Origin of the sequence: Phocaeicola plebeius DSM 17135 (assembly GCF_000187895.1) — a bacterium.
Taxonomy (GTDB): domain Bacteria; phylum Bacteroidota; class Bacteroidia; order Bacteroidales; family Bacteroidaceae; genus Phocaeicola; species Phocaeicola plebeius.
This window is the reverse complement of the sequence record NZ_DS990134.1, coordinates 449,432-467,619: the sequence shown is the minus strand read 5'-3', so window position 1 is coordinate 467,619 and position 18,188 is coordinate 449,432. Positions and strand designations below refer to the sequence as shown.

General features: G+C 42.5%; 18 protein-coding genes and 5 tRNA genes. 1 reads left to right on the top strand and 22 read right to left on the bottom strand.

What is annotated here, in order from left to right:
• Positions 1-119: 119 nt before the first annotated feature.
• The 15 genes from rplL to rpsU form a co-directional block, all read right to left on the bottom strand.
• Positions 120-497, bottom strand: a complete 378-nt coding sequence (gene rplL / locus BACPLE_RS16840) for a 50S ribosomal protein L7/L12 (protein WP_007564160.1) — start codon at positions 495-497, stop codon at positions 120-122.
• Positions 498-576: 79 nt separating this feature from the next.
• Positions 577-1,092, bottom strand: a complete 516-nt coding sequence (rplJ, locus tag BACPLE_RS16835) for a 50S ribosomal protein L10 (protein WP_007564159.1) — start codon at positions 1,090-1,092, stop codon at positions 577-579.
• A gap of 16 nt (positions 1,093-1,108) precedes the next feature.
• Entirely contained in the window at positions 1,109-1,807 is a 699-nt protein-coding gene (gene rplA / locus BACPLE_RS16830; protein ID WP_007564158.1) for a 50S ribosomal protein L1, read from the bottom strand.
• Between the two features lie 16 nt (positions 1,808-1,823).
• Positions 1,824-2,267, bottom strand: coding sequence for a 50S ribosomal protein L11 (rplK, locus tag BACPLE_RS16825; RefSeq protein ID WP_007564157.1), 444 nt, complete (start codon positions 2,265-2,267; stop codon positions 1,824-1,826).
• Between the two features lie 62 nt (positions 2,268-2,329).
• On the bottom strand, positions 2,330-2,872 hold the full coding sequence (gene nusG, locus BACPLE_RS16820) for a transcription termination/antitermination protein NusG (protein ID WP_007564156.1): 543 nt from the start codon (positions 2,870-2,872) through the stop codon (positions 2,330-2,332).
• 16 nt (positions 2,873-2,888) lie between these two features.
• Entirely contained in the window at positions 2,889-3,083 is a 195-nt protein-coding gene (secE, locus tag BACPLE_RS19065; protein WP_007564155.1) for a preprotein translocase subunit SecE, read from the bottom strand.
• Between the two features lie 16 nt (positions 3,084-3,099).
• Positions 3,100-3,172, bottom strand: a tRNA-Trp gene (locus BACPLE_RS16815).
• Between the two features lie 56 nt (positions 3,173-3,228).
• Complete coding sequence (tuf, locus tag BACPLE_RS16810; protein WP_007564154.1) at positions 3,229-4,413, bottom strand: elongation factor Tu; 1,185 nt, start codon at positions 4,411-4,413, stop codon at positions 3,229-3,231.
• Positions 4,414-4,463: 50 nt separating this feature from the next.
• Positions 4,464-4,535 (bottom strand) — tRNA-Thr (locus BACPLE_RS16805).
• Between the two features lie 11 nt (positions 4,536-4,546).
• A tRNA-Gly gene (locus tag BACPLE_RS16800) sits at positions 4,547-4,619 on the bottom strand.
• Positions 4,620-4,627: 8 nt separating this feature from the next.
• Positions 4,628-4,710, bottom strand: a tRNA-Tyr gene (locus BACPLE_RS16795).
• Positions 4,711-4,744: 34 nt separating this feature from the next.
• Positions 4,745-4,818: transfer RNA gene (locus tag BACPLE_RS16790), tRNA-Thr, on the bottom strand.
• Between the two features lie 93 nt (positions 4,819-4,911).
• Entirely contained in the window at positions 4,912-5,211 is a 300-nt protein-coding gene (hpf, locus tag BACPLE_RS16785) for a ribosome hibernation-promoting factor, HPF/YfiA family (protein WP_040313419.1), read from the bottom strand.
• Positions 5,212-5,227: 16 nt separating this feature from the next.
• A complete protein-coding gene (locus tag BACPLE_RS16780) occupies positions 5,228-6,109 on the bottom strand; it encodes a tyrosine-type recombinase/integrase (RefSeq protein ID WP_007564151.1) in 882 nt (293 codons plus the stop codon).
• A gap of 73 nt (positions 6,110-6,182) precedes the next feature.
• On the bottom strand, positions 6,183-6,374 hold the full coding sequence (rpsU, locus tag BACPLE_RS16775) for a 30S ribosomal protein S21 (protein ID WP_007564149.1): 192 nt from the start codon (positions 6,372-6,374) through the stop codon (positions 6,183-6,185).
• A gap of 199 nt (positions 6,375-6,573) precedes the next feature.
• On the opposite strand from rpsU, the gene BACPLE_RS16765 reads away from it, so the two are divergent.
• On the top strand, positions 6,574-8,355 hold the full coding sequence (locus BACPLE_RS16765; RefSeq protein WP_040313363.1) for an aminopeptidase P family protein: 1,782 nt from the start codon (positions 6,574-6,576) through the stop codon (positions 8,353-8,355).
• A gap of 81 nt (positions 8,356-8,436) precedes the next feature.
• Here the strand turns inward: BACPLE_RS16765 and BACPLE_RS16760 are convergent, their stop codons facing one another.
• The 7 genes from BACPLE_RS16760 to nusA form a co-directional block, all read right to left on the bottom strand.
• Positions 8,437-9,657 (bottom strand): aminotransferase class V-fold PLP-dependent enzyme, encoded by a 1,221-nt coding sequence (locus BACPLE_RS16760; protein ID WP_007564143.1) that lies wholly within the window; start codon positions 9,655-9,657, stop codon positions 8,437-8,439.
• Positions 9,658-9,678: 21 nt separating this feature from the next.
• On the bottom strand, positions 9,679-11,022 hold the full coding sequence (gene sufD, locus BACPLE_RS16755) for a Fe-S cluster assembly protein SufD (RefSeq protein WP_040313418.1): 1,344 nt from the start codon (positions 11,020-11,022) through the stop codon (positions 9,679-9,681).
• Between the two features lie 2 nt (positions 11,023-11,024).
• Complete coding sequence (sufC, locus tag BACPLE_RS16750; RefSeq protein ID WP_007564139.1) at positions 11,025-11,777, bottom strand: Fe-S cluster assembly ATPase SufC; 753 nt, start codon at positions 11,775-11,777, stop codon at positions 11,025-11,027.
• Positions 11,778-11,796: 19 nt separating this feature from the next.
• A complete protein-coding gene (gene sufB, locus BACPLE_RS16745) occupies positions 11,797-13,248 on the bottom strand; it encodes a Fe-S cluster assembly protein SufB (protein WP_007564137.1) in 1,452 nt (483 codons plus the stop codon).
• A gap of 1 nt (position 13,249) precedes the next feature.
• A complete protein-coding gene (locus tag BACPLE_RS16740) occupies positions 13,250-13,768 on the bottom strand; it encodes a CvpA family protein (protein ID WP_007564135.1) in 519 nt (172 codons plus the stop codon).
• Positions 13,769-13,902: 134 nt separating this feature from the next.
• Entirely contained in the window at positions 13,903-16,824 is a 2,922-nt protein-coding gene (infB, locus tag BACPLE_RS16735; RefSeq protein WP_007564133.1) for a translation initiation factor IF-2, read from the bottom strand.
• Positions 16,825-16,926: 102 nt separating this feature from the next.
• The gene (gene nusA / locus BACPLE_RS16730) at positions 16,927-18,186 is read right to left on the bottom strand and encodes a transcription termination factor NusA (protein WP_007564131.1); all 1,260 of its coding nucleotides are present in this window, start codon (positions 18,184-18,186) and stop codon (positions 16,927-16,929) included.
• Positions 18,187-18,188 lie beyond the last annotated feature (2 nt).

Here is an 18,188-nt window from a genome sequence, read left to right as displayed (position 1 = left end):
GTCGGTCGCTCTCACAGGTCCGACACATGAAACCTAGTGAACTTAATATAGACGCAAAAAGGTTAAGAATCCCCTTTACAGAGGACTCTTAACCGAACTACCTGATTTACAGGATAATCTTATTTAAGTTCAACTTCAGCTCCAGCTTCTTCCAAAGTTTTCTTCAAAGATTCAGCTTCGTCTTTAGCCAAACCTTCTTTTACTGTGCTAGGAGCACCGTCAACCAAGTCTTTTGCTTCTTTCAAGCCAAGACCACAAGCTTCTTTAACGGCCTTAACAACCTGCAATTTAGCAGCACCTGCGCTCTTCAAAACTACATCGAATGAAGTTTTTTCTTCAGCAGCAGCTGCACCAGCAGCAGCAGGACCAGCAGCAACAGCTACAGCTGCAGCAGCAGGTTCAATACCGTATTCTTCTTTAAGGATAGTTGCAAGTTCATTAACTTCTTTTACTGTCAAGTTAACTAATTGTTCTGCAAAAGCTTTCAAATCTGCCATTTTTGTATGAAATTTAATTGTTTGTACTATTTAAATATTAAAGTTGTTTGGTATATTCTCGACTAGGCACAGAGTGCAATTATTCTGCACGTTCTGCCAAAGTCTGAAGAACTCCGTGAATGGTGTTGCCACCTGATTGAAGAGCCGAGATAACGTTCTTTGCAGGAGACTGCAGCAAAGCCACGATTTCTGCAATAACTTCGTTCTTGCTCTTGATTGTTGCGAGAGCTTCCAACTGGTCTGCACCCACGTAGAATCCTTCTTCTGCATAAGCAGCTTTCAGAGTAGGAACTCCATCTTTATATTCCTTCAACAGTTTTGCCGGAGCATTAGCTGTTTCACAGAACATTACAGAAGTAGTACCCTTCAAAGAATCAAACAATGGTGAGTAATCCACATCCAAGCTCATCAAAGCCTTGTGAAGCAAAGAATTCTTCACAACTATCAGCTTGATACCAGCCTTGAAACATTTTTTACGCAGGTCACTTGTAGCAGCTGCATCCATTGCAGTTGTATCCACCAAGTAAAAATGTCCGTATTGCTTTACAGTATCTGCTAACTGACCAATAATTACGCCTTTATCTTCCTTTCTCATGATTCCTCCTTAATTATTAGATTTCGTCTACTGATTTAGGGTCAATCTTAATACCCTTACTCATAGTACTTGAAAGATAAATACTCTTGATATAAGTACCTTTAGCTGTGGTCGGTTTCAGTTTAATGATAGTAGCGATAAATTCTTTCGCATTTTCACGGATCTGCTCAGCAGAGAAAGAAACCTTACCGATTGAAGTATGAACGATACCGCTCTTATCAACCTTAAAGTCAATCTTACCTTGCTTAACTTCCTTAACAGCCTTAGCTACATCCATAGTTACAGTACCGCTTTTCGGGTTCGGCATCAATCCACGAGGACCAAGCACACGACCCAGCGCACCAATCTTACCCATGATAGACGGCATAGTGATAATCACATCAATATCAGTCCATCCACCTTTGATCTTTTCAATATATTCATCAAGACCAACATAGTCAGCTCCAGCTTCTTTTGCAGCAGCTTCAGCATCCGGTGTACACAGAACAAGCACACGTACCTGTTTTCCAGTTCCATGAGGAAGAGAAACAACGCCTCTTACCATCTGGTTAGCCTTACGAGGGTCTACACCTAAACGTACGTCAATATCTAATGAAGCATCAAACTTTGTAAAAGTAATTTCCTTTACCAATTCAGAAGCTTCCTTCAGTGAGTATGCTTTCCCTGCTTCAATCTTTTCTGCAGCCAACTTTTGATTTTTTGTCAGTTTACCCATTATCAATTGAAGTTAATTAGTTATTACCCGGGAAGTCACCTTTTACAGCGATACCCATACTTCTAGCTGTTCCTGCTACCATTGACATAGCAGATTCGATAGTAAAGCAGTTCAAGTCAACCATCTTATCCTGAGCAATTGCACGAATCTGATCCCAAGTCAGTTCAGCGACTTTCTTACGGTTAGGTTCTGCAGATCCGCTCTTAATTTTGGCAGCCTCAAGTAACTGAATAGCTACAGGAGGAGTTTTGATTACGAAATCAAAAGACTTGTCTGTGTAGTAGGTAATGATTACAGGCAATACTTTACCTGCCTTGTCCTGGGTTCTGGCGTTGAATTGCTTGCAAAATTCCATGATATTGATACCCTTAGAACCCAAAGCAGGTCCAACGGGAGGTGATGGATTTGCAGCGCCTCCTTTAATCTGTAATTTGATTAGTCCAGCAACTTCTTTAGCCATTTTCTTTTGTAATTTTTATATAAGTATTTAACGAATAGAACAATTGCACGTAACAAAATGCATTATTCCTTTTCCACATCCGTAAAGCCTAATTCCAACGGAGTTTTCCGTCCGAATATTTTGACCATTACTTTCAGCTTACGTTTTTCCGCATTTACTTCTTCAATGAGACCACTGAATCCGCTAAACGGACCAACGCTTACTTTCACTGTTTCTCCTACGGTATAAGGGATATTCAAATCCTCTCCGCTTTCCTGAAGTTCATCTACCGTACCCAGAATACGATTCACTTCCGATTGTCTCAGAGGAACCGGGTGATCCAGTCCTCCCAAGAAGCCAATAACGTTAGGAGTATTTCTCAAATGATGAGCGACCTCTCCAACCAAAGCGGCTTCTACCAAAACGTAACCAGGAAGATAAGTTCTCTCTTTTACGATTTTCTTACCGTTACGAACCTGATACGTCTTTTCGGTAGGAATCAACACCTGAGACACGTAGTCGCCAAGGTTACCATGCTTGATGTCTGCATCAAGATATTCTTTCACCTTGTTTTCCTTTCCACTCACGGCACGTAATACGTACCATTTTTTTTCAATCTCAGACATGTTTTCTTACTGTTTATTAGTGCGGATAGATAACATCTTCCATGATAAACTGGAAGGCAGAATCCATTAGAAAAACAACGAGTGCAATGAGGAGGGAAGCAGTTAAAACAACCACTGCACTACTAGAAAGTTCTGAACGAGTAGGCCATGATACTTTATGGACCAGTTCGTCATAAGATTCCTTACAATAATTTGTTATCTTTGTAAACATATTCTTTTAATTTTAGCACGGGAAGAGAGGCTCGAACTCCCGACACTCGGTTTTGGAGACCGATGCTCTACCAACTGAGCTATTCCCGTAAAAATAGTTCCCGAATTCCTCCGGGAACTATCAATCTATCTATTATAAGATATTATTAGTCAAGAAGTTCAGTAATCTGACCAGCACCTACTGTACGACCACCTTCACGGATAGCGAAACGCAGACCTACATTCAATGCAACCGGATAAATCAACTCAACGTTGATTGTTACGTTATCACCCGGCATTACCATATCTGTTCCTTCCGGCAAAGTGATTTCACCTGTACAGTCCATAGTACGCAGATAGAACTGAGGACGATATTTGTTGTGGAACGGAGTGTGACGACCACCTTCTTCTTTCTTCAAGATATAAACCTCAGCTTTGAATTTAGAGTGAGCTTTAACCTGACCCGGGTGACACAAAATCATACCACGTTTGATTTCGTTCTTGTCGATACCACGAAGCAACAAACCTACGTTATCACCAGCTTCACCCTGATCCAGCAATTTGCGGAACATTTCAACACCAGTTACAACTGATTTCTTGTCTTCACCAAGACCCAAGATTTCAACTTCGTCACCAACCTTGATCACACCAGCTTCGATACGACCTGTAGCTACAGTACCACGACCAGTGATTGAGAACACGTCTTCAACCGGCATCAAGAACGGTTTATCTACATCACGCGGAGGCAGAGGAATCCAGTTATCAACTGCATCCATCAATTCCATAACTTTTTCTTCCCACTGAGGAACACCATTCAATGCACCCAAAGCAGAACCACGGATGATAGGAGTATTATCACCGTCGAAGTCATAGAACGACAACAGTTCACGCATTTCCATTTCAACCAGTTCCAACATTTCTTCGTCATCAACCATGTCGCATTTGTTCAAGAATACAACCAGACGAGGAACATTTACCTGACGAGCCAACAAGATGTGTTCACGAGTCTGAGGCATCGGACCATCAGTAGCAGCAACTACGATGATAGCACCATCCATCTGAGCAGCACCAGTAACCATGTTCTTAACGTAGTCGGCGTGTCCCGGACAGTCTACGTGAGCATAGTGACGGTTAGCAGTCTGATATTCTACGTGAGAAGTGTTGATAGTAATACCTCTTTCTTTTTCTTCAGGAGCGTTATCGATAGAATCGAAAGAACGCAATTCTGACAGACCTTTCTTTGCCAATACAGTTGTGATGGCAGCAGTCAAAGTGGTTTTACCGTGGTCAACATGACCGATAGTACCAATGTTAACGTGCGGTTTCGAACGTTCAAATTTCTCTTTAGCCATAGCTTTACTTGTTATTTATTTTGATTAATAATCAGCTTTACAAATTCACGAGCTGTTACCGGGACTTGAACCCGGGACCTCTTCCTTACCAAGGAAGTGCTCTACCGCTGAGCTATAACAGCAAAAGAAAAAGAGCGGAAGACGGGACTCAAACCCGCGACCCTCAGCTTGGAAGGCTAATGCTCTATCAACTGAGCTACTTCCGCAATTTCAGTGGGCAAAGATGGATTCGAACCACCGAAGGCGTAAGCCAGCAGATTTACAGTCTGCCCCATTTGGCCACTCTGGTATTTGCCCATTTCTTAGAATCAGACTAAGATTTTTCTTCTTGAGCCTCTTGTCGGATTCGAACCAACGACCCCGAGATTACAAATCACGTGCTCTGGCCAACTGAGCTAAAGAGGCAAAATCAAACTTTGCGGCCTCGTCATTCTCCATAACTTAGCGGCTGCAAAGTTAGATATTATTTTTTAATCACAAAACTTTTACGCAACTTTTTTATTTACCTTGAAGTTTTTCTTTTGCCTTCAACAGTTGCTTAGACAGTGCCTCCATGCACACATCTATCGATTCTTCGAATGTATCACTTATTTTTTCCGCATAAAACTCTGAATTCAGCGCCAACACGCGCACCCCTGCTTCTTTATTCATTGCAGTTTCAGGTTTTACAACTTTCAAAGACACCTCTACTTTCATTATATTATCGCAAAACTTCTCGAGCTTCTCAGCTTTTTTCTGAATAAAAGCCTCCAGTTTGTCAGATGCATCGAAATGAATGGATTGAATTCTTACTTCCATAAATACCTCCTTTTCTTTACGCTCTAGGATGAGCTTGTTCATAAACTTGTTTTAACTCCTCAAAAGTTGTATGAGTATAAACTTCTGTCGTCGTCAAGCTTTCATGTCCCAGCAATTCTTTTACCGCCTCTAGTTCCGCCTGATGGTTTAACATAGATGTTGCAAAAGTATGCCGCAACACATGAGGGCTTTTCTTCTTCAGCGTCACAACCTTTGAAAGGTATCGCTTCACAATATAGTTCACAGATGAAGGAGAAAGCCTTACCCCACTCTTTCGAATAAAGAAAGCCTCACATTCACCCGAATAAAAACGAGCTCTTTCCTGTAAATACGCACTCAAAACCTCTTGCAGTCTATCCCCAAAAGGAATTAAGCGCTGTTTATTTCTCTTTCCTGTCACTTTTATCACCAATGCCGAAAAATCAACATCTTCATCCCTCAAAGTTATCAATTCAGCGCGCCGCATGCCAGTAGAATAAAACACCTCAAGCATAGCCTTATCACGCACCCCCTCAAAAGTTTGCGGGAATTCGAATCCATCAAGAAGTTGATTCATCGCCTCATCTCTTACGAAAACTGGTAAAGGCTTCTTTTTCTTCGGACCGACAACTTTCGCCACCGGATCCACCGCCACCAACTTCTGACGTAGCAAATAATGATAAAAAGAGCGAAGCGAACTAAGTTTCCTGTTTACCGTTGTTTCAGCGCGACCTTCATCCATCAATGAGAGCACCCATCCACGAACCACATCCGCATCCACGCTGGTAAACTCAAATTCTTCGTCCACACTCTTAAAGTATGCTTCAAACTCATCCAAATCTATCCCGTAACTAAGAATTGTCTTTTCGGAATAATTCCGTTCAAGAAGCAAATACTTCAGAAAAGAATCTTTCAACATAGAAACATCGCTTTTATTCTCAGCAACGAATTTATGAAAAAGAATTCAATAATTCAAGAGTTTTGCAGAATTATTAATCTTCGTTCTGCTGCATTTTCTGAACGTAAATAGCACGTTCCATTTTAAGTCTCTTCAAAACAGACGGTTTGTCATACTGCTGTCTGCTTCTCAGTTCTTTTACAACACCTGTTTTTTCAAATTTTCTTTTGAATTTCTTCAGCGCTTTTTCAATGTTTTCGCCTTCTTTTACTGGTACTACAATCATGTTTTTAAAATTAAGTATGTTGTTATTAAATTATTTCGCAGTCAATTTGCGGCGCAAAATTACACATACTTTCTTTATTTACAAAACTTTCCAAAAGATTTTATTCAAAAAATCAACTTCAGACAAAATCAAGCCTCCCCTTTCCACACCATTTATTATTTTTGTCATGTTTGTTTAGAATCTCCTTAAATTCATTTACATCATGAACCGTATATCTGATAGAATTGAAGCCTTACGCAGATTTATGCATACCAAAGGCATATCTGCATTTATTGTGCCCAGTACCGACCCTCATTCTGGAGAATATGTACCTGCTCATTGGGAATCACGGAAATGGATTTCCGGATTCACCGGTTCGGCCGGTACAGCTGTAATCACCATGGCACAAGGAGGATTATGGACCGACTCCCGTTATTTTTTACAAGCAGAAGAACAACTTCAAGGAAGCGGACTAATTTTATTCAAAGACCGTCTTCCGGAAACTCCTTCCATTGCTGATTGGTTAGGAAGCGTTCTGAAACCTGGAGAAAAAGTCGGTATCGACGGATGGGTAAACAGCACGTCCGAAGCTCTGCAATTGCAAAAAGCACTTGAAAAATATCATTTGGAACTGGTTAACGTGGAGGACCCGTTTAGTTTATTGTGGAAAGACCGTCCCTCACTACCGCTGAACCCTCCATTTATTTTGCCTTTGGAATACAGCGGAGAGACGTGTAATCAAAAAATCAGTCGGATACAAACTATTCTTAAAGAAAATCAAGTCAATGGCATCTTAATTTCCGCCTTGGATGAAATAGCCTGGACTTTAAACTTAAGGGGCACTGACGTACATTGCAATCCGGTATTCGTTTCCTATCTTTTCATCACCTCTACTTCAAGTACATTGTACATCCAGCCGGATAAACTAACAGATGAGGTACGTCGCTATTTAGAAACAAACCAGGTTTCTATTAAAGACTATACACAAATAGCCCAAGATTTGGAGGAATATAAAGAAGGCTGCTTACAGCTACCCTATTCAACCAACTATACCCTTTATCAAGCAGCCAGCAAAAGCAGTCAGGTAAAACAGATTGAGTCTCCGGTATTATATTTGAAATCTATCAAAAACTCTACAGAAATCGCCGGATTCAAACAAGCCATGACACGCGATGGAGTGGCTATGGTTCGCTTCCTTTATTGGTTAGAAAACGCTGTAAAAAGTGGAACAGAAACCGAATTATCCATTGACCAGAAGCTATACGAATTCCGTTCTGCACAAGAAAACTTCCAAGGTATCAGCTTTGATACCATAGCCGGTTATCAGGCACATGGCGCAATCGTACATTACGAAGCAACTGAAGAAACCGCAGCAACCCTAAAACCTGAAGGCTTCCTTCTTCTTGACAGCGGAGGACAATACCTCGATGGAACAACCGACATCACTCGTACCATCGCATTAGGGCACGTCACAGAAGAGCAGAAGAAAGATTATACCCTTATCCTAAAAGGATTCATACAGCTCTCCATGGCTCACTTCCCATATGGCACCTGTGGCACCCAGCTCGACATATTGGCGCGACAATTTATATGGAAAGAAGGTATGAACTACGGACATGGTACAGGACATGGCGTCGGACATTTTCTGAATGTGCACGAAGGGCCTCATCAGTTCCGTATGAACCACATGCCTGCTCTTCTCCTTCCAGGAATGACGGTCACCAATGAGCCAGGAGTATACAAATCCGGGAAATATGGTGTACGCACAGAAAACACCATGCTAATTGTAGACGACCAAACGACTGACTTTGGCAAATTCTACAAATTTGAAGCATTGACCCTATGCCCTATCGACCTTAAACCGATTCTGCCTGATTTACTCAGTTCGGAAGAAAAAGTATGGTTAAACGATTATCACCAGAAAGTATATGCCACACTCAGCCCATACCTCAGCAAGGAAGAAAAGAACTGGTTGAAAGAAAGCACAAAAGCCATCCACTAATCAGTTTATAAATAAAAATCTCCCGGTCAGCATTCTCTGTATGAAAATCCTGACCGGGAGAGCTCTTTTATTACTTTTTATTTAAGCAAACATTTTACTTACTCGAAGCACACCTTCCACCAGCGCATCTATTTCTTCTTTCGTATTATACAATCCCAAAGATGCACGCACCGTGCCCTCAATACCCAAACGGTGCATCAAAGGTTCCGCACAGTGATGTCCGGTACGAACAGCTATACCTAGGCGGTCAAGCAAGGTCCCCATATCAAAATGGTGTATATCCCCTACCAAGAAAGAAATAACCCCTCCTTTCTGCTCCGCTTCACCCAAAATCCTCATTCCCGGGATTTCTTTTAAACGGCTCATGGCATACTGGGTCAGGTCATGCTCATAGGCAAAAATGTTATCCATTCCTATGGCTGAAACATAATCCAATGCCTTTGCCAGTGCTGTAGACCCAATATAATCGGGAGTGCCGGCCTCAAATTTAAAAGGAAGTTCATTAAATGTCGTCTTTTCAAAAGAAACATTCTTAATCATTTCCCCTCCTCCCTGATAAGGGGGCAGTTTGTCCAACCAGACTTCCTTTCCATACAGCACGCCGATACCCGTAGGACCGTACACTTTGTGCCCACTGAACACATAAAAGTCAGCATCCAAATCTTGTACATCCACTTTCATATGTGGAATACTCTGTGCTCCATCCACCAGCACTGGGACACCTTGCGAATGTGCAAAGGCAATCATATCCTTTACCGGATTAATTGTTCCCAACACATTGGATACATGCGCAACAGAGACAAGTTTCGTCTTTTCCGAAAAAAGCTTCTTATATTCATCCAACAAAAGTTCCCCCCGGTTATTCATCGGAATTACTTTCAGCACGATTCCTTTCCGTGCAGCCTGAAGCTGCCAAGAAACAATATTACTGTGGTGCTCCATCACAGAAACAATAACCTCATCCCCTTCCTTCATCTGACTATCGGCAAATGAAGAAGCAATCAGGTTAATGCTCTCAGTCGTTCCACGAGTAAAGACAATTTCCGAAATACTGCGTGCATTAATAAACCGACGTACTGTCTCACGTGAAGCCTCATGCAAATTCGTTGCCTGTTGAGACAAGAAATGCACTCCACGGTGTACATTCGCATTTACCGAATAATACTCGTCTGTAATAGATTCCACCACGCAACGAGGCTTCTGAGTCGTAGCCCCGTTATCCAAATAGACCAGCGGCTTTCCATACACCGACCGTGAAAGAATCGGAAAATCCTCTCTTATCTTATTGACATCGTATTGCATAATTTTTTTGTTAAAATATGATTATTTACAAATCGCACAGCCCTGGCATTTATTCAGTTCTCCACGGAAGCGTTTTTCTACCAGCAGATGCAAGCGATCTTTCAGGGCATCCATCCGGATATGGTCAATCACTTCGTTGACAAAAGCAAACATCAACAGCAAACGTGCTTCTTTTAGGCTAATACCACGCTGCTGCATATAGAACAATGCATTTTCATCCAACTGTCCTACTGTAGCTCCATGAGAACATTTCACATCATCTGCATAGATTTCCAGCTGAGGCTGAGTGTACATACGTGCTTCACGGGTCGCACACAGATTCCGGTTTGTCTGCTGGGAAGAGGTATGCTGTGCTCCTTCTCTCACAAGTACCTTTCCGGCAAAAGCTCCCACAGCCTGGTCGTCAAGCACATACTTAAACAATTCATTACTTGTGCAGTCGGGCACTTTATGATCAATAAAAGTATGGTTATCTACCTGCTCATTCTGATCGACAATAGCCATTCCGCACAAACTGATTTCTGCACCACGACCAGCCAATGTCACTTCTGTGGTATTACGAGTCGTTCCATTGTGCAGTGTCATCCCGTTCAACAGCACATTACTGCCAGCTTCCTGATTCACATATAAGTTATTGAAACGTACCGTACTGTTATGAGTTTCTTCCAGTTCATACAAGTCGAATACAGCATTTTCTCCTGCAAAGACTTCCACTACCTGAGTAGAAAGGAAATTCACGTCGTCCATCGCATGGTCGCATACCAGCAACTTAGCCTGTGCACCATCCTCCAATATAATCAGGACACGACGGTTTACCATGAAATCCACATCCGCACGCAAGATATTCACCAGCTGGATTGGACGTTCCAACACCACATTCTTCGGTACATACATACACACACCATCCTGTGCAAACATCGTATTAAATGCCGCCAGAGCATCCTTCGACGTATCAGCCAACTTTCCGTAATATTTTCTGACCAAATCAGGACGTTGTTCAGCCACATCCTTCAAGCTACCGAAGTAAACTCCCTCCGGCAACTGAGCAGAAGGATGCACATGCTTGTCAAACGTATCATTTACCACAAAATAAAGTGAGGTACTCATATTGGGCACATCACACTTGAACACTTCATACGGATTAACCGGAAATTCCAGACGATTCAAGTTCAACCCATAATCCGGAGCAAAATACTTGCTCACCTCCGTATACTTATACTTTTCCTGTTTGCGAGTCGGGAAGCCCAGCTTCTCAAAATCAGCAAATGCCTTCGCACGGGGCACATTCAGCACATCCGCACTTTGCCGACAAATCATTGCCTCGCACTGCGTGAAAAGATCAATATATTGCTGTTCTGCTTTCATGCTCATTCTCCCAGTTCTTTCTTAATCCAATCGTATCCTTTTTCTTCCAGTTCCAATGCCAGCTCCGGACCTGCAGTTTTTACGATACGGCCTTTATAAAGTACATGTACAATATCCGGTTTAATGTAATCCAGCAAACGCTGATAGTGCGTAATCACAATACAGCTTGTTTCTGGAGTTTTCAGCTTATTCACTCCTTCTGCCACAATACGCAACGCATCAATATCCAGTCCGGAGTCGGTTTCGTCCAGGATGCTCAGCTTCGGCTCCAGCATAGCCATCTGGAATATTTCATTACGCTTCTTCTCACCCCCAGAGAATCCCTCATTTACCGAACGGTTTGCCAACTTGCTGTCCAGCTCTACAATCTCTCTCTTTTGGCGCATCAGTTTCAAAAACTCACTGGCCGTCAAAGCAGGAAGTCCTTTGTACTTACGCTGTTCATTCACGGCCGCACGCATGAAATTCACCATGCTCACTCCCGGAATTTCTACCGGATACTGGAATGACAGAAACAATCCTTCATGACTGCGGTCTGCCGGACTCAAAGCCAATAAATCCTTTCCATCAAACGTTACGGTTCCTTTCGTCACCTCATAAGCCGGATGACCGACCAATACATTGCTCAATGTACTCTTTCCCGAACCGTTAGGTCCCATAATCGCATGGACTTCACCTGCCTTTACAGTCAGGTTAATACCTTTCAATATCTCTTTGCCATTGATGTTGGCATGTAAATTCTTTATCTCTAGCATAACAATCTATTTTTATCGTTTATCCCACACTGCCCTCCAACGATACAGACAGCAATTTCTGAGCCTCTACGGCAAACTCCATCGGAAGTTTATTCAGGACTTCCTTTGCATACCCATTCACAATCAGTCCTACGGCATCCTCAGTAGAGATACCACGCTGGTTGCAATAGAAAATCTGGTCTTCCGAAATCTTGGAAGTCGTAGCCTCATGTTCCACCACAGCCGTTTCATTGTGAATGTCCATATAAGGGAATGTATGCGCTCCGCAATGGCTACCCAACAACAGAGAATCACACTGACTGTAGTTTCTTGCATTATCTGCCTTTTCAGCTACACGCACCAGCCCACGATAAGAATTCTGACTCTTTCCTGCACTGATACCCTTACTTACGATAGTAGAGCGAGTATTTTTACCTAGGTGAATCATCTTCGTACCCGTATCTGCCTGCTGATAATTATTGGTTACCGCTACAGAATAGAACTCTGCAGTAGAATTGTCTCCACTCAAAATACAACTTGGATACTTCCATGTAATGGCCGACCCAGTCTCGACCTGTGTCCAGGAAAGTTTACTATCCACCCCTTTACAGTTACCTCTTTTGGTTACAAAGTTATACACACCACCCTTACCTTCAGCATCACCAGGATACCAGTTCTGCACAGTAGAATATTTCACTTCCGCACGGTCAAGCACCACGATTTCTACAATTGCCGCGTGCAACTGGTTTTCATCACGCATTGGTGCCGTACATCCTTCCAGGTAAGAGACATAACTGTCATCATCTGCAACAATCAGCGTACGTTCAAACTGTCCGGTATTGGCCGCATTGATACGGAAGTACGTAGACAACTCCATCGGACAGCGAACCCCCTTCGGAATATACACAAACGAACCATCGCTGAACACAGCCGAGTTCAATGCGGCAAAGAAATTATCACGATAGCCCACTACCGAACCTAAATACTTCTTCACCAAATCCGGATGTTCACGCACCGCTTCACTGATAGAGCAGAATATAATCCCCTTTTCCATCAGTGTCTCCTTAAAAGTTGTCTTCACAGAAACGGAGTCCATAACCGCATCTACCGCCATACCACTCAGCGCCATACGCTCTTCCAAAGGAATACCCAGTTTGTCAAAGGTTTTCAACAGTTCCGGATCCACTTCATCCAGACTCTTCGGCCCTTCTTTTTTCTTAGTAGGATCTGCATAATATGAAATAGCCTGATAATCAATCTCCGGAATATTCAAATGTGCCCATGTAGGCATTTCCAGCGTTTGCCAATAGCGAAACGCCTTCAAACGGAACTCAAGCAACCAGTCGGGCTCACCTTTCTTTGAAGAAATCAGCCGCACGACATCCTCATTCAGTCCCTTCTCTATAATATCTGTGTGAACATCCGTAGTGAAGCCATATTTATACTTCGCCTGCGTCAGCTCCTTCACATATTTATTGGGTTCTATTTGCATATCAATTCTGAATATTATCTGTTTCTATAAATTTCTCTGTTACAGTTTTCACCACAGGATAAAAGAAAGCGGAAAAATCCTTTATCGGATAATATAACAACGAACTTCCTTTAGTGGTTGAATGTATTAAGTTATCTTTAGAGTCGGCAAAATCAATAAAATGGATGACCAGGCTGATTACAAGCGCATATTTTATCGCTCCAAGCACTGCCCCCAAAAGGCGGTTGATAAAACCTAATCCTGTCATATCCACGATTTTCGTCAAGGCAGAAGCCAAAAGAGACAACACCAAAGGTACTATCAAACCTATCAACAGAAAAGCCAGTATCTGCCCGAATGTCACAGAAGTACCTACCGCTACGGCCAATTGCTCACCTAAACCGGCAAATAAAGCACGTGCTACCAGCAGTCCGGCTATCAGCCCTACAACCGCTGCCAGTTGTTTGAAAAATCCTTTCATAAAACCAGAAACAGCTCCTAAAGCCAATAAGGTGATAATCACCCAGTCTATTGTTGCCATTTATCCGAAATATATATTAAAAACAAAGCGAAGAACTTGTTCCCCTGTCTGATGGGTGAATACAAGAATCTTCGCTTTGCTCTGAATGACAAATGTATTTATTTGCACCCAAACAATGGTCAGACGTTACGTCTTTACAATGTCTGTTTTACTTCCACTTCTTCATACGTTTCAATCACGTCACCCACTTTCAAGTCGTTGCAGTTCGTCAAGCTGATACCACATTCAAAGTTAGTACCCACTTCTTTCACATCGTCCTTGAAGCGTTTCAACGCATTGATTGAACCCGTAAAGATTACGATACCGTCGCGAATCAAACGAGCCTTGTCCGTACGTTTTACTTTTCCGGTCTTCACCATCGCACCGGCAACCATACCCACCTTGCTGATGTTGAACACTTCACGCACTTCGATTGTAGAAGTAACCTGTTCTTTCAATGTCGGAGCCAACATACCTTCCATTGCCGACTTCACTTCTTCAATCGCATCGTAAATAATAGAATACTTACGAATATCCACACCTTCCTGTTCAGCAAGCTTAGCCGCATTTCCTGACGGACGTACCTGGAAACCTACGATAATTGCATCCGATGCCGCAGCCAGCGATACATCCGATTCTGAAATCTGTCCGACACCCTTATGGATTACATTCACCTGAATCTGTTCGGTAGACAACTTGATCAATGAGTCGCTCAAAGCTTCTACAGAACCATCCACGTCACCTTTCACAATCACATTCAGTTCATGGAAGTCACCCAATGCCAGACGACGTCCCACTTCATCCAGTGTCAACATCTTCTGTGTACGCAAGCCCTGTTCACGAGCCAGCTGTTCACGTTTGTTGGCAATCTCACGTGCTTCCTGATCCGTATCAAACACATGGAATGTATCACCCGCAGCCGGTGCTCCGTTCAATCCTAAGATCAATACCGGCTCAGAAGGACCAGCTTCTTTCAAGCGTTGATTACGCTCGTTGAACATCGCTTTCACCTTACCGTATGAAGTTCCGGCCAACACAATATCCCCTACATGCAGCGTTCCATTAGAAACCAGCACCGTAGCCACATATCCACGTCCTTTATCCAAAGAAGATTCAATAATTGAACCGGTAGCCTTACGGTTCGGATTTGCTTTCAAATCCAACATTTCAGCTTCCAGCAATACCTTTTCAAGCAATTCAGGAACACCGGTACCTTTCTTGGCTGAAATATCCTGAGACTGGTATTTTCCACCCCATTCTTCCACCAGGAAGTTCATGGCAGCCAGTTCTTCCTTAATCTTATCCGGGTTTGCATTCGGTTTATCTACCTTATTGATAGCAAACACGATAGGCACTCCTGCAGCCATCGCATGGTTGATAGCTTCTTTTGTCTGCGGCATCACGTTGTCATCGGCAGCTACGATAATGATTACTACGTCAGTTACTTTTGCACCACGTGCACGCATAGCTGTAAATGCTTCGTGTCCCGGAGTATCCAGGAACGTAATGCGACGTCCATCCTCCAGTTTCACATTATATGCACCAATGTGCTGTGTGATACCTCCGGCCTCACCCGCAATTACATTTGCTTTACGGATATAGTCCAGCAAAGAAGTCTTACCATGATCTACGTGACCCATCACGGTAACAATCGGTGCACGCGGTTGCAAATCTTCTTCCGCATCAGCCTCTTCCTCTACAGCCTGTGCCACTTCCGCACTTACATATTCTGTCTTGTAGCCAAATTCTTCTGCCACAAGGTTAATTGTTTCTGCATCCAGACGCTGGTTGATAGACACCATGATACCCACACTCATACAAGTTGAGATAACCTGAGTCACGGGAATATCCATCATGTTAGCCAACTCATTTGCTGTTACAAATTCTGTCAGCTTCAATACCTTGCTTTCTTCCTGTTCCAGTTCCTCCTGTTCCAGTTGACGGTTCTGAATATTTTCACGTTTTTCCTTACGATACTTAGCAGCCTTATTCTTTCCCTTATTTGTCAGGCGGGCAAGTGTTTCTTTCACCTGCTTTGCTACATCCTCATCGCTCACCTCCTGCTTTACCACAGGCTTTTTAAAACGATCCTTGTTATGTTTTCCACCTTGTCCCTGGCTCTGATTACTTTTTCCAGATTTTTCATTTCGTGAAGATCCAGATACGTTGGAGGTTGCATTATTGATATCAACCCGTTCCTTATTAATTCGGTTGCGTTTTTTCTTTTTTGCAGCCTCATCACTCAAGCCACCCTTATCTGTTTTTTCATCACTCTTACGGATTTCCTTGATAATCGCATCCTTCATCTGCTTACGCTGCTCCTGACGCAACTTATCCTTTTCCTCTCTTTCTTTCTTCTTTTCTTCCTTTGATTTTTTCTTTGGACGGGTAGACTGGTTCAATGCAGCCAAATCAATCTGGCCTACTACATTAATTTTTGATTTAAATTCTGTCGGACGAATTTTAAAAACTTCGTCTTCTTTATTTTCCTGAACGGTTTGTTGCTTTTTTTCTTCTTCCATCGGCTCTGGTTTCAATTCTTCTGCCTTTATCTCCGGCTGTTTCGATTCTTCTTTTTCTTCTACCTGAGGTTGTTGTACAGGAGCCTCTTCAATTTTAACTTCCGGTTCTGCCACCTCAGCTTGTTTATTCTCAGGTTCTGGCTTAGCTGGTCCTTCTTCAGCCACAGGCATTTCAGCAGGCTCAACCACAGCCGGTTTTTTCTTTTTCTTCAGACCATCCAAGTCTATTTTACCCACAGGCTTGAACTTAGGTCGCACATCTTCTGGAACCACTGTCTCTATAACCTCCGGTTTCTTTAATTCCGGATGAATATCCTCAATAGAGACAGAAACCTTATTACGCTCCTTGTTCTGCCGTTCCTGAATAATTTTCTCAGACTCTATTTTCAAATCCTTATCTTTGCTGAACTCCTTTATCAGTGCAGCATACTGTTCTTCAGTAATTTTGGTATTTGGATTCGCCTCGACTGTATATCCTTTTTTCTGCAAAAAGTCTACCACCGTGGTTATTCCAACGTTCAAATCTCTTGTTACTTTATTCAATCTTATAGTCATAATTCATCACAATTTTTAGAGTTTGGGAAAATATATCAGTCACAGATAAACAAGCAGACGAGAATGAAGCCCTCATCCTCATCTGTTCATTACAAGCAAGCGCTATTCCTCAAACTCTGCTTTTAAAATTCTCAGGACATCATCCACCGTATTTTCTTCCAAGTCTGCTTTCTCGATGAGCATTTCACGCGGTGCATTCAATACGCCTTTAGCCGTATCAATACCGATAGCCTTAATTGCGTTAATAACCCATTCGTCAATCTCATCCTTGAACTCATCCAGATAGATATCCTCATCAGCCACTGCATCTTCACCCAGTTCACGATATACATCGATTGTATATTCTGTCAGCATACTAGCCAATTTAATATTCAATCCGCCCTTACCGATAGCCAATGAAACTTCTTCTGGTTTCAGATATACCTCAGCTCTCTTTTCATCCTCATGCATGATGATAGACGAAACTTTTGCCGGACTTAAAGCACGTTGAATAAACAACTGAATATTAGATGTATAGTTAATCACATCAATATTTTCATTACGCAATTCACGCACGATACCATGAATACGAGAACCTTTTACACCAACACATGCACCTACCGGATCAATACGTTCATCATACGATTCTACCGCAATTTTCGCACGTTCTCCTGGGATACGGGCGATTTTCTTGATGGTAATCAGTCCATCATTGATTTCAGGAACTTCCTGTTCAAACAAGCGCTGCAGGAATACCGGTGATGTACGGCTCAAAATAATCTTCGGATTATTGTTCTTATTATCTACACGCGCCACCACAGCACGAGCTGTTTCTCCTTTCCGGTAGAAGTCACTCGGAATCTGTTCAGTCTTTGGCAACAGCAGTTCATTACCCTCATCATCCAGCAACAGAATTTCCTTTTTCCAAATTTGATAAACTTCTGCACTAATTACAGTACCTACCTTATCAATGTATTTATTATACAAGCTGTCCTTTTCCAATTCCAGAATCTTTGAAGCCAGTGTCTGACGAAGATTCAGAATTGCACGGCGGCCGAATTTTTCAAAAATCACCTCATCGGTCACTTCCTCTCCCACTTCATATGATGCATCAATCTTGCGTGCTTCCGACAATGCAATCTGCAGGTTCGGGTTAGTCAGCTCCTCATCCGCCACAACTTCACGGTTACGCCAGATTTCGAAATCCCCCTTGTCAGGATTTACAATCACATCATAGTTTTCATCTGTACCGAACATTTTTGCAATCACACTGCGGAACGACTCTTCCAACACGCTCACCATCGTGGTGCGATCAATGTTCTTCAATTCCTTAAATTCCGAGAATGTGTCAATCAAGCTGACAGTTTCTTCTTTTTTGGCCATAA

Excerpts from the sequence above, each read along its gene's own strand:
- rplL (WP_007564160.1), bottom strand. The coding sequence starts at position 497 with ATGGCAGATTTGAAAGCTTTTGCAGAACAATTAGTTAACTTGACAGTA.
- rplJ (WP_007564159.1), bottom strand. The coding sequence starts at position 1,092 with ATGAGAAAGGAAGATAAAGGCGTAATTATTGGTCAGTTAGCAGATACT.
- rplA (WP_007564158.1), bottom strand. The coding sequence starts at position 1,807 with ATGGGTAAACTGACAAAAAATCAAAAGTTGGCTGCAGAAAAGATTGAA.
- rplK (WP_007564157.1), bottom strand. The coding sequence starts at position 2,267 with ATGGCTAAAGAAGTTGCTGGACTAATCAAATTACAGATTAAAGGAGGC.
- nusG (WP_007564156.1), bottom strand. The coding sequence starts at position 2,872 with ATGTCTGAGATTGAAAAAAAATGGTACGTATTACGTGCCGTGAGTGGA.
- secE (WP_007564155.1), bottom strand. The coding sequence starts at position 3,083 with ATGTTTACAAAGATAACAAATTATTGTAAGGAATCTTATGACGAACTG.
- tuf (WP_007564154.1), bottom strand. The coding sequence starts at position 4,413 with ATGGCTAAAGAGAAATTTGAACGTTCGAAACCGCACGTTAACATTGGT.
- hpf (WP_040313419.1), bottom strand. The coding sequence starts at position 5,211 with ATGGAAGTAAGAATTCAATCCATTCATTTCGATGCATCTGACAAACTG.
- BACPLE_RS16780 (WP_007564151.1), bottom strand. The coding sequence starts at position 6,109 with ATGTTGAAAGATTCTTTTCTGAAGTATTTGCTTCTTGAACGGAATTAT.
- rpsU (WP_007564149.1), bottom strand. The coding sequence starts at position 6,374 with ATGATTGTAGTACCAGTAAAAGAAGGCGAAAACATTGAAAAAGCGCTG.
- BACPLE_RS16760 (WP_007564143.1), bottom strand. The coding sequence starts at position 9,657 with ATGCAATACGATGTCAATAAGATAAGAGAGGATTTTCCGATTCTTTCA.
- sufD (WP_040313418.1), bottom strand. The coding sequence starts at position 11,022 with ATGAAAGCAGAACAGCAATATATTGATCTTTTCACGCAGTGCGAGGCA.
- sufC (WP_007564139.1), bottom strand. The coding sequence starts at position 11,777 with ATGCTAGAGATAAAGAATTTACATGCCAACATCAATGGCAAAGAGATA.
- sufB (WP_007564137.1), bottom strand. The coding sequence starts at position 13,248 with ATGCAAATAGAACCCAATAAATATGTGAAGGAGCTGACGCAGGCGAAG.
- BACPLE_RS16740 (WP_007564135.1), bottom strand. The coding sequence starts at position 13,768 with ATGGCAACAATAGACTGGGTGATTATCACCTTATTGGCTTTAGGAGCT.
- infB (WP_007564133.1), bottom strand. The coding sequence starts at position 16,824 with ATGACTATAAGATTGAATAAAGTAACAAGAGATTTGAACGTTGGAATA.
- nusA (WP_007564131.1), bottom strand. The coding sequence starts at position 18,186 with ATGGCCAAAAAAGAAGAAACTGTCAGCTTGATTGACACATTCTCGGAA.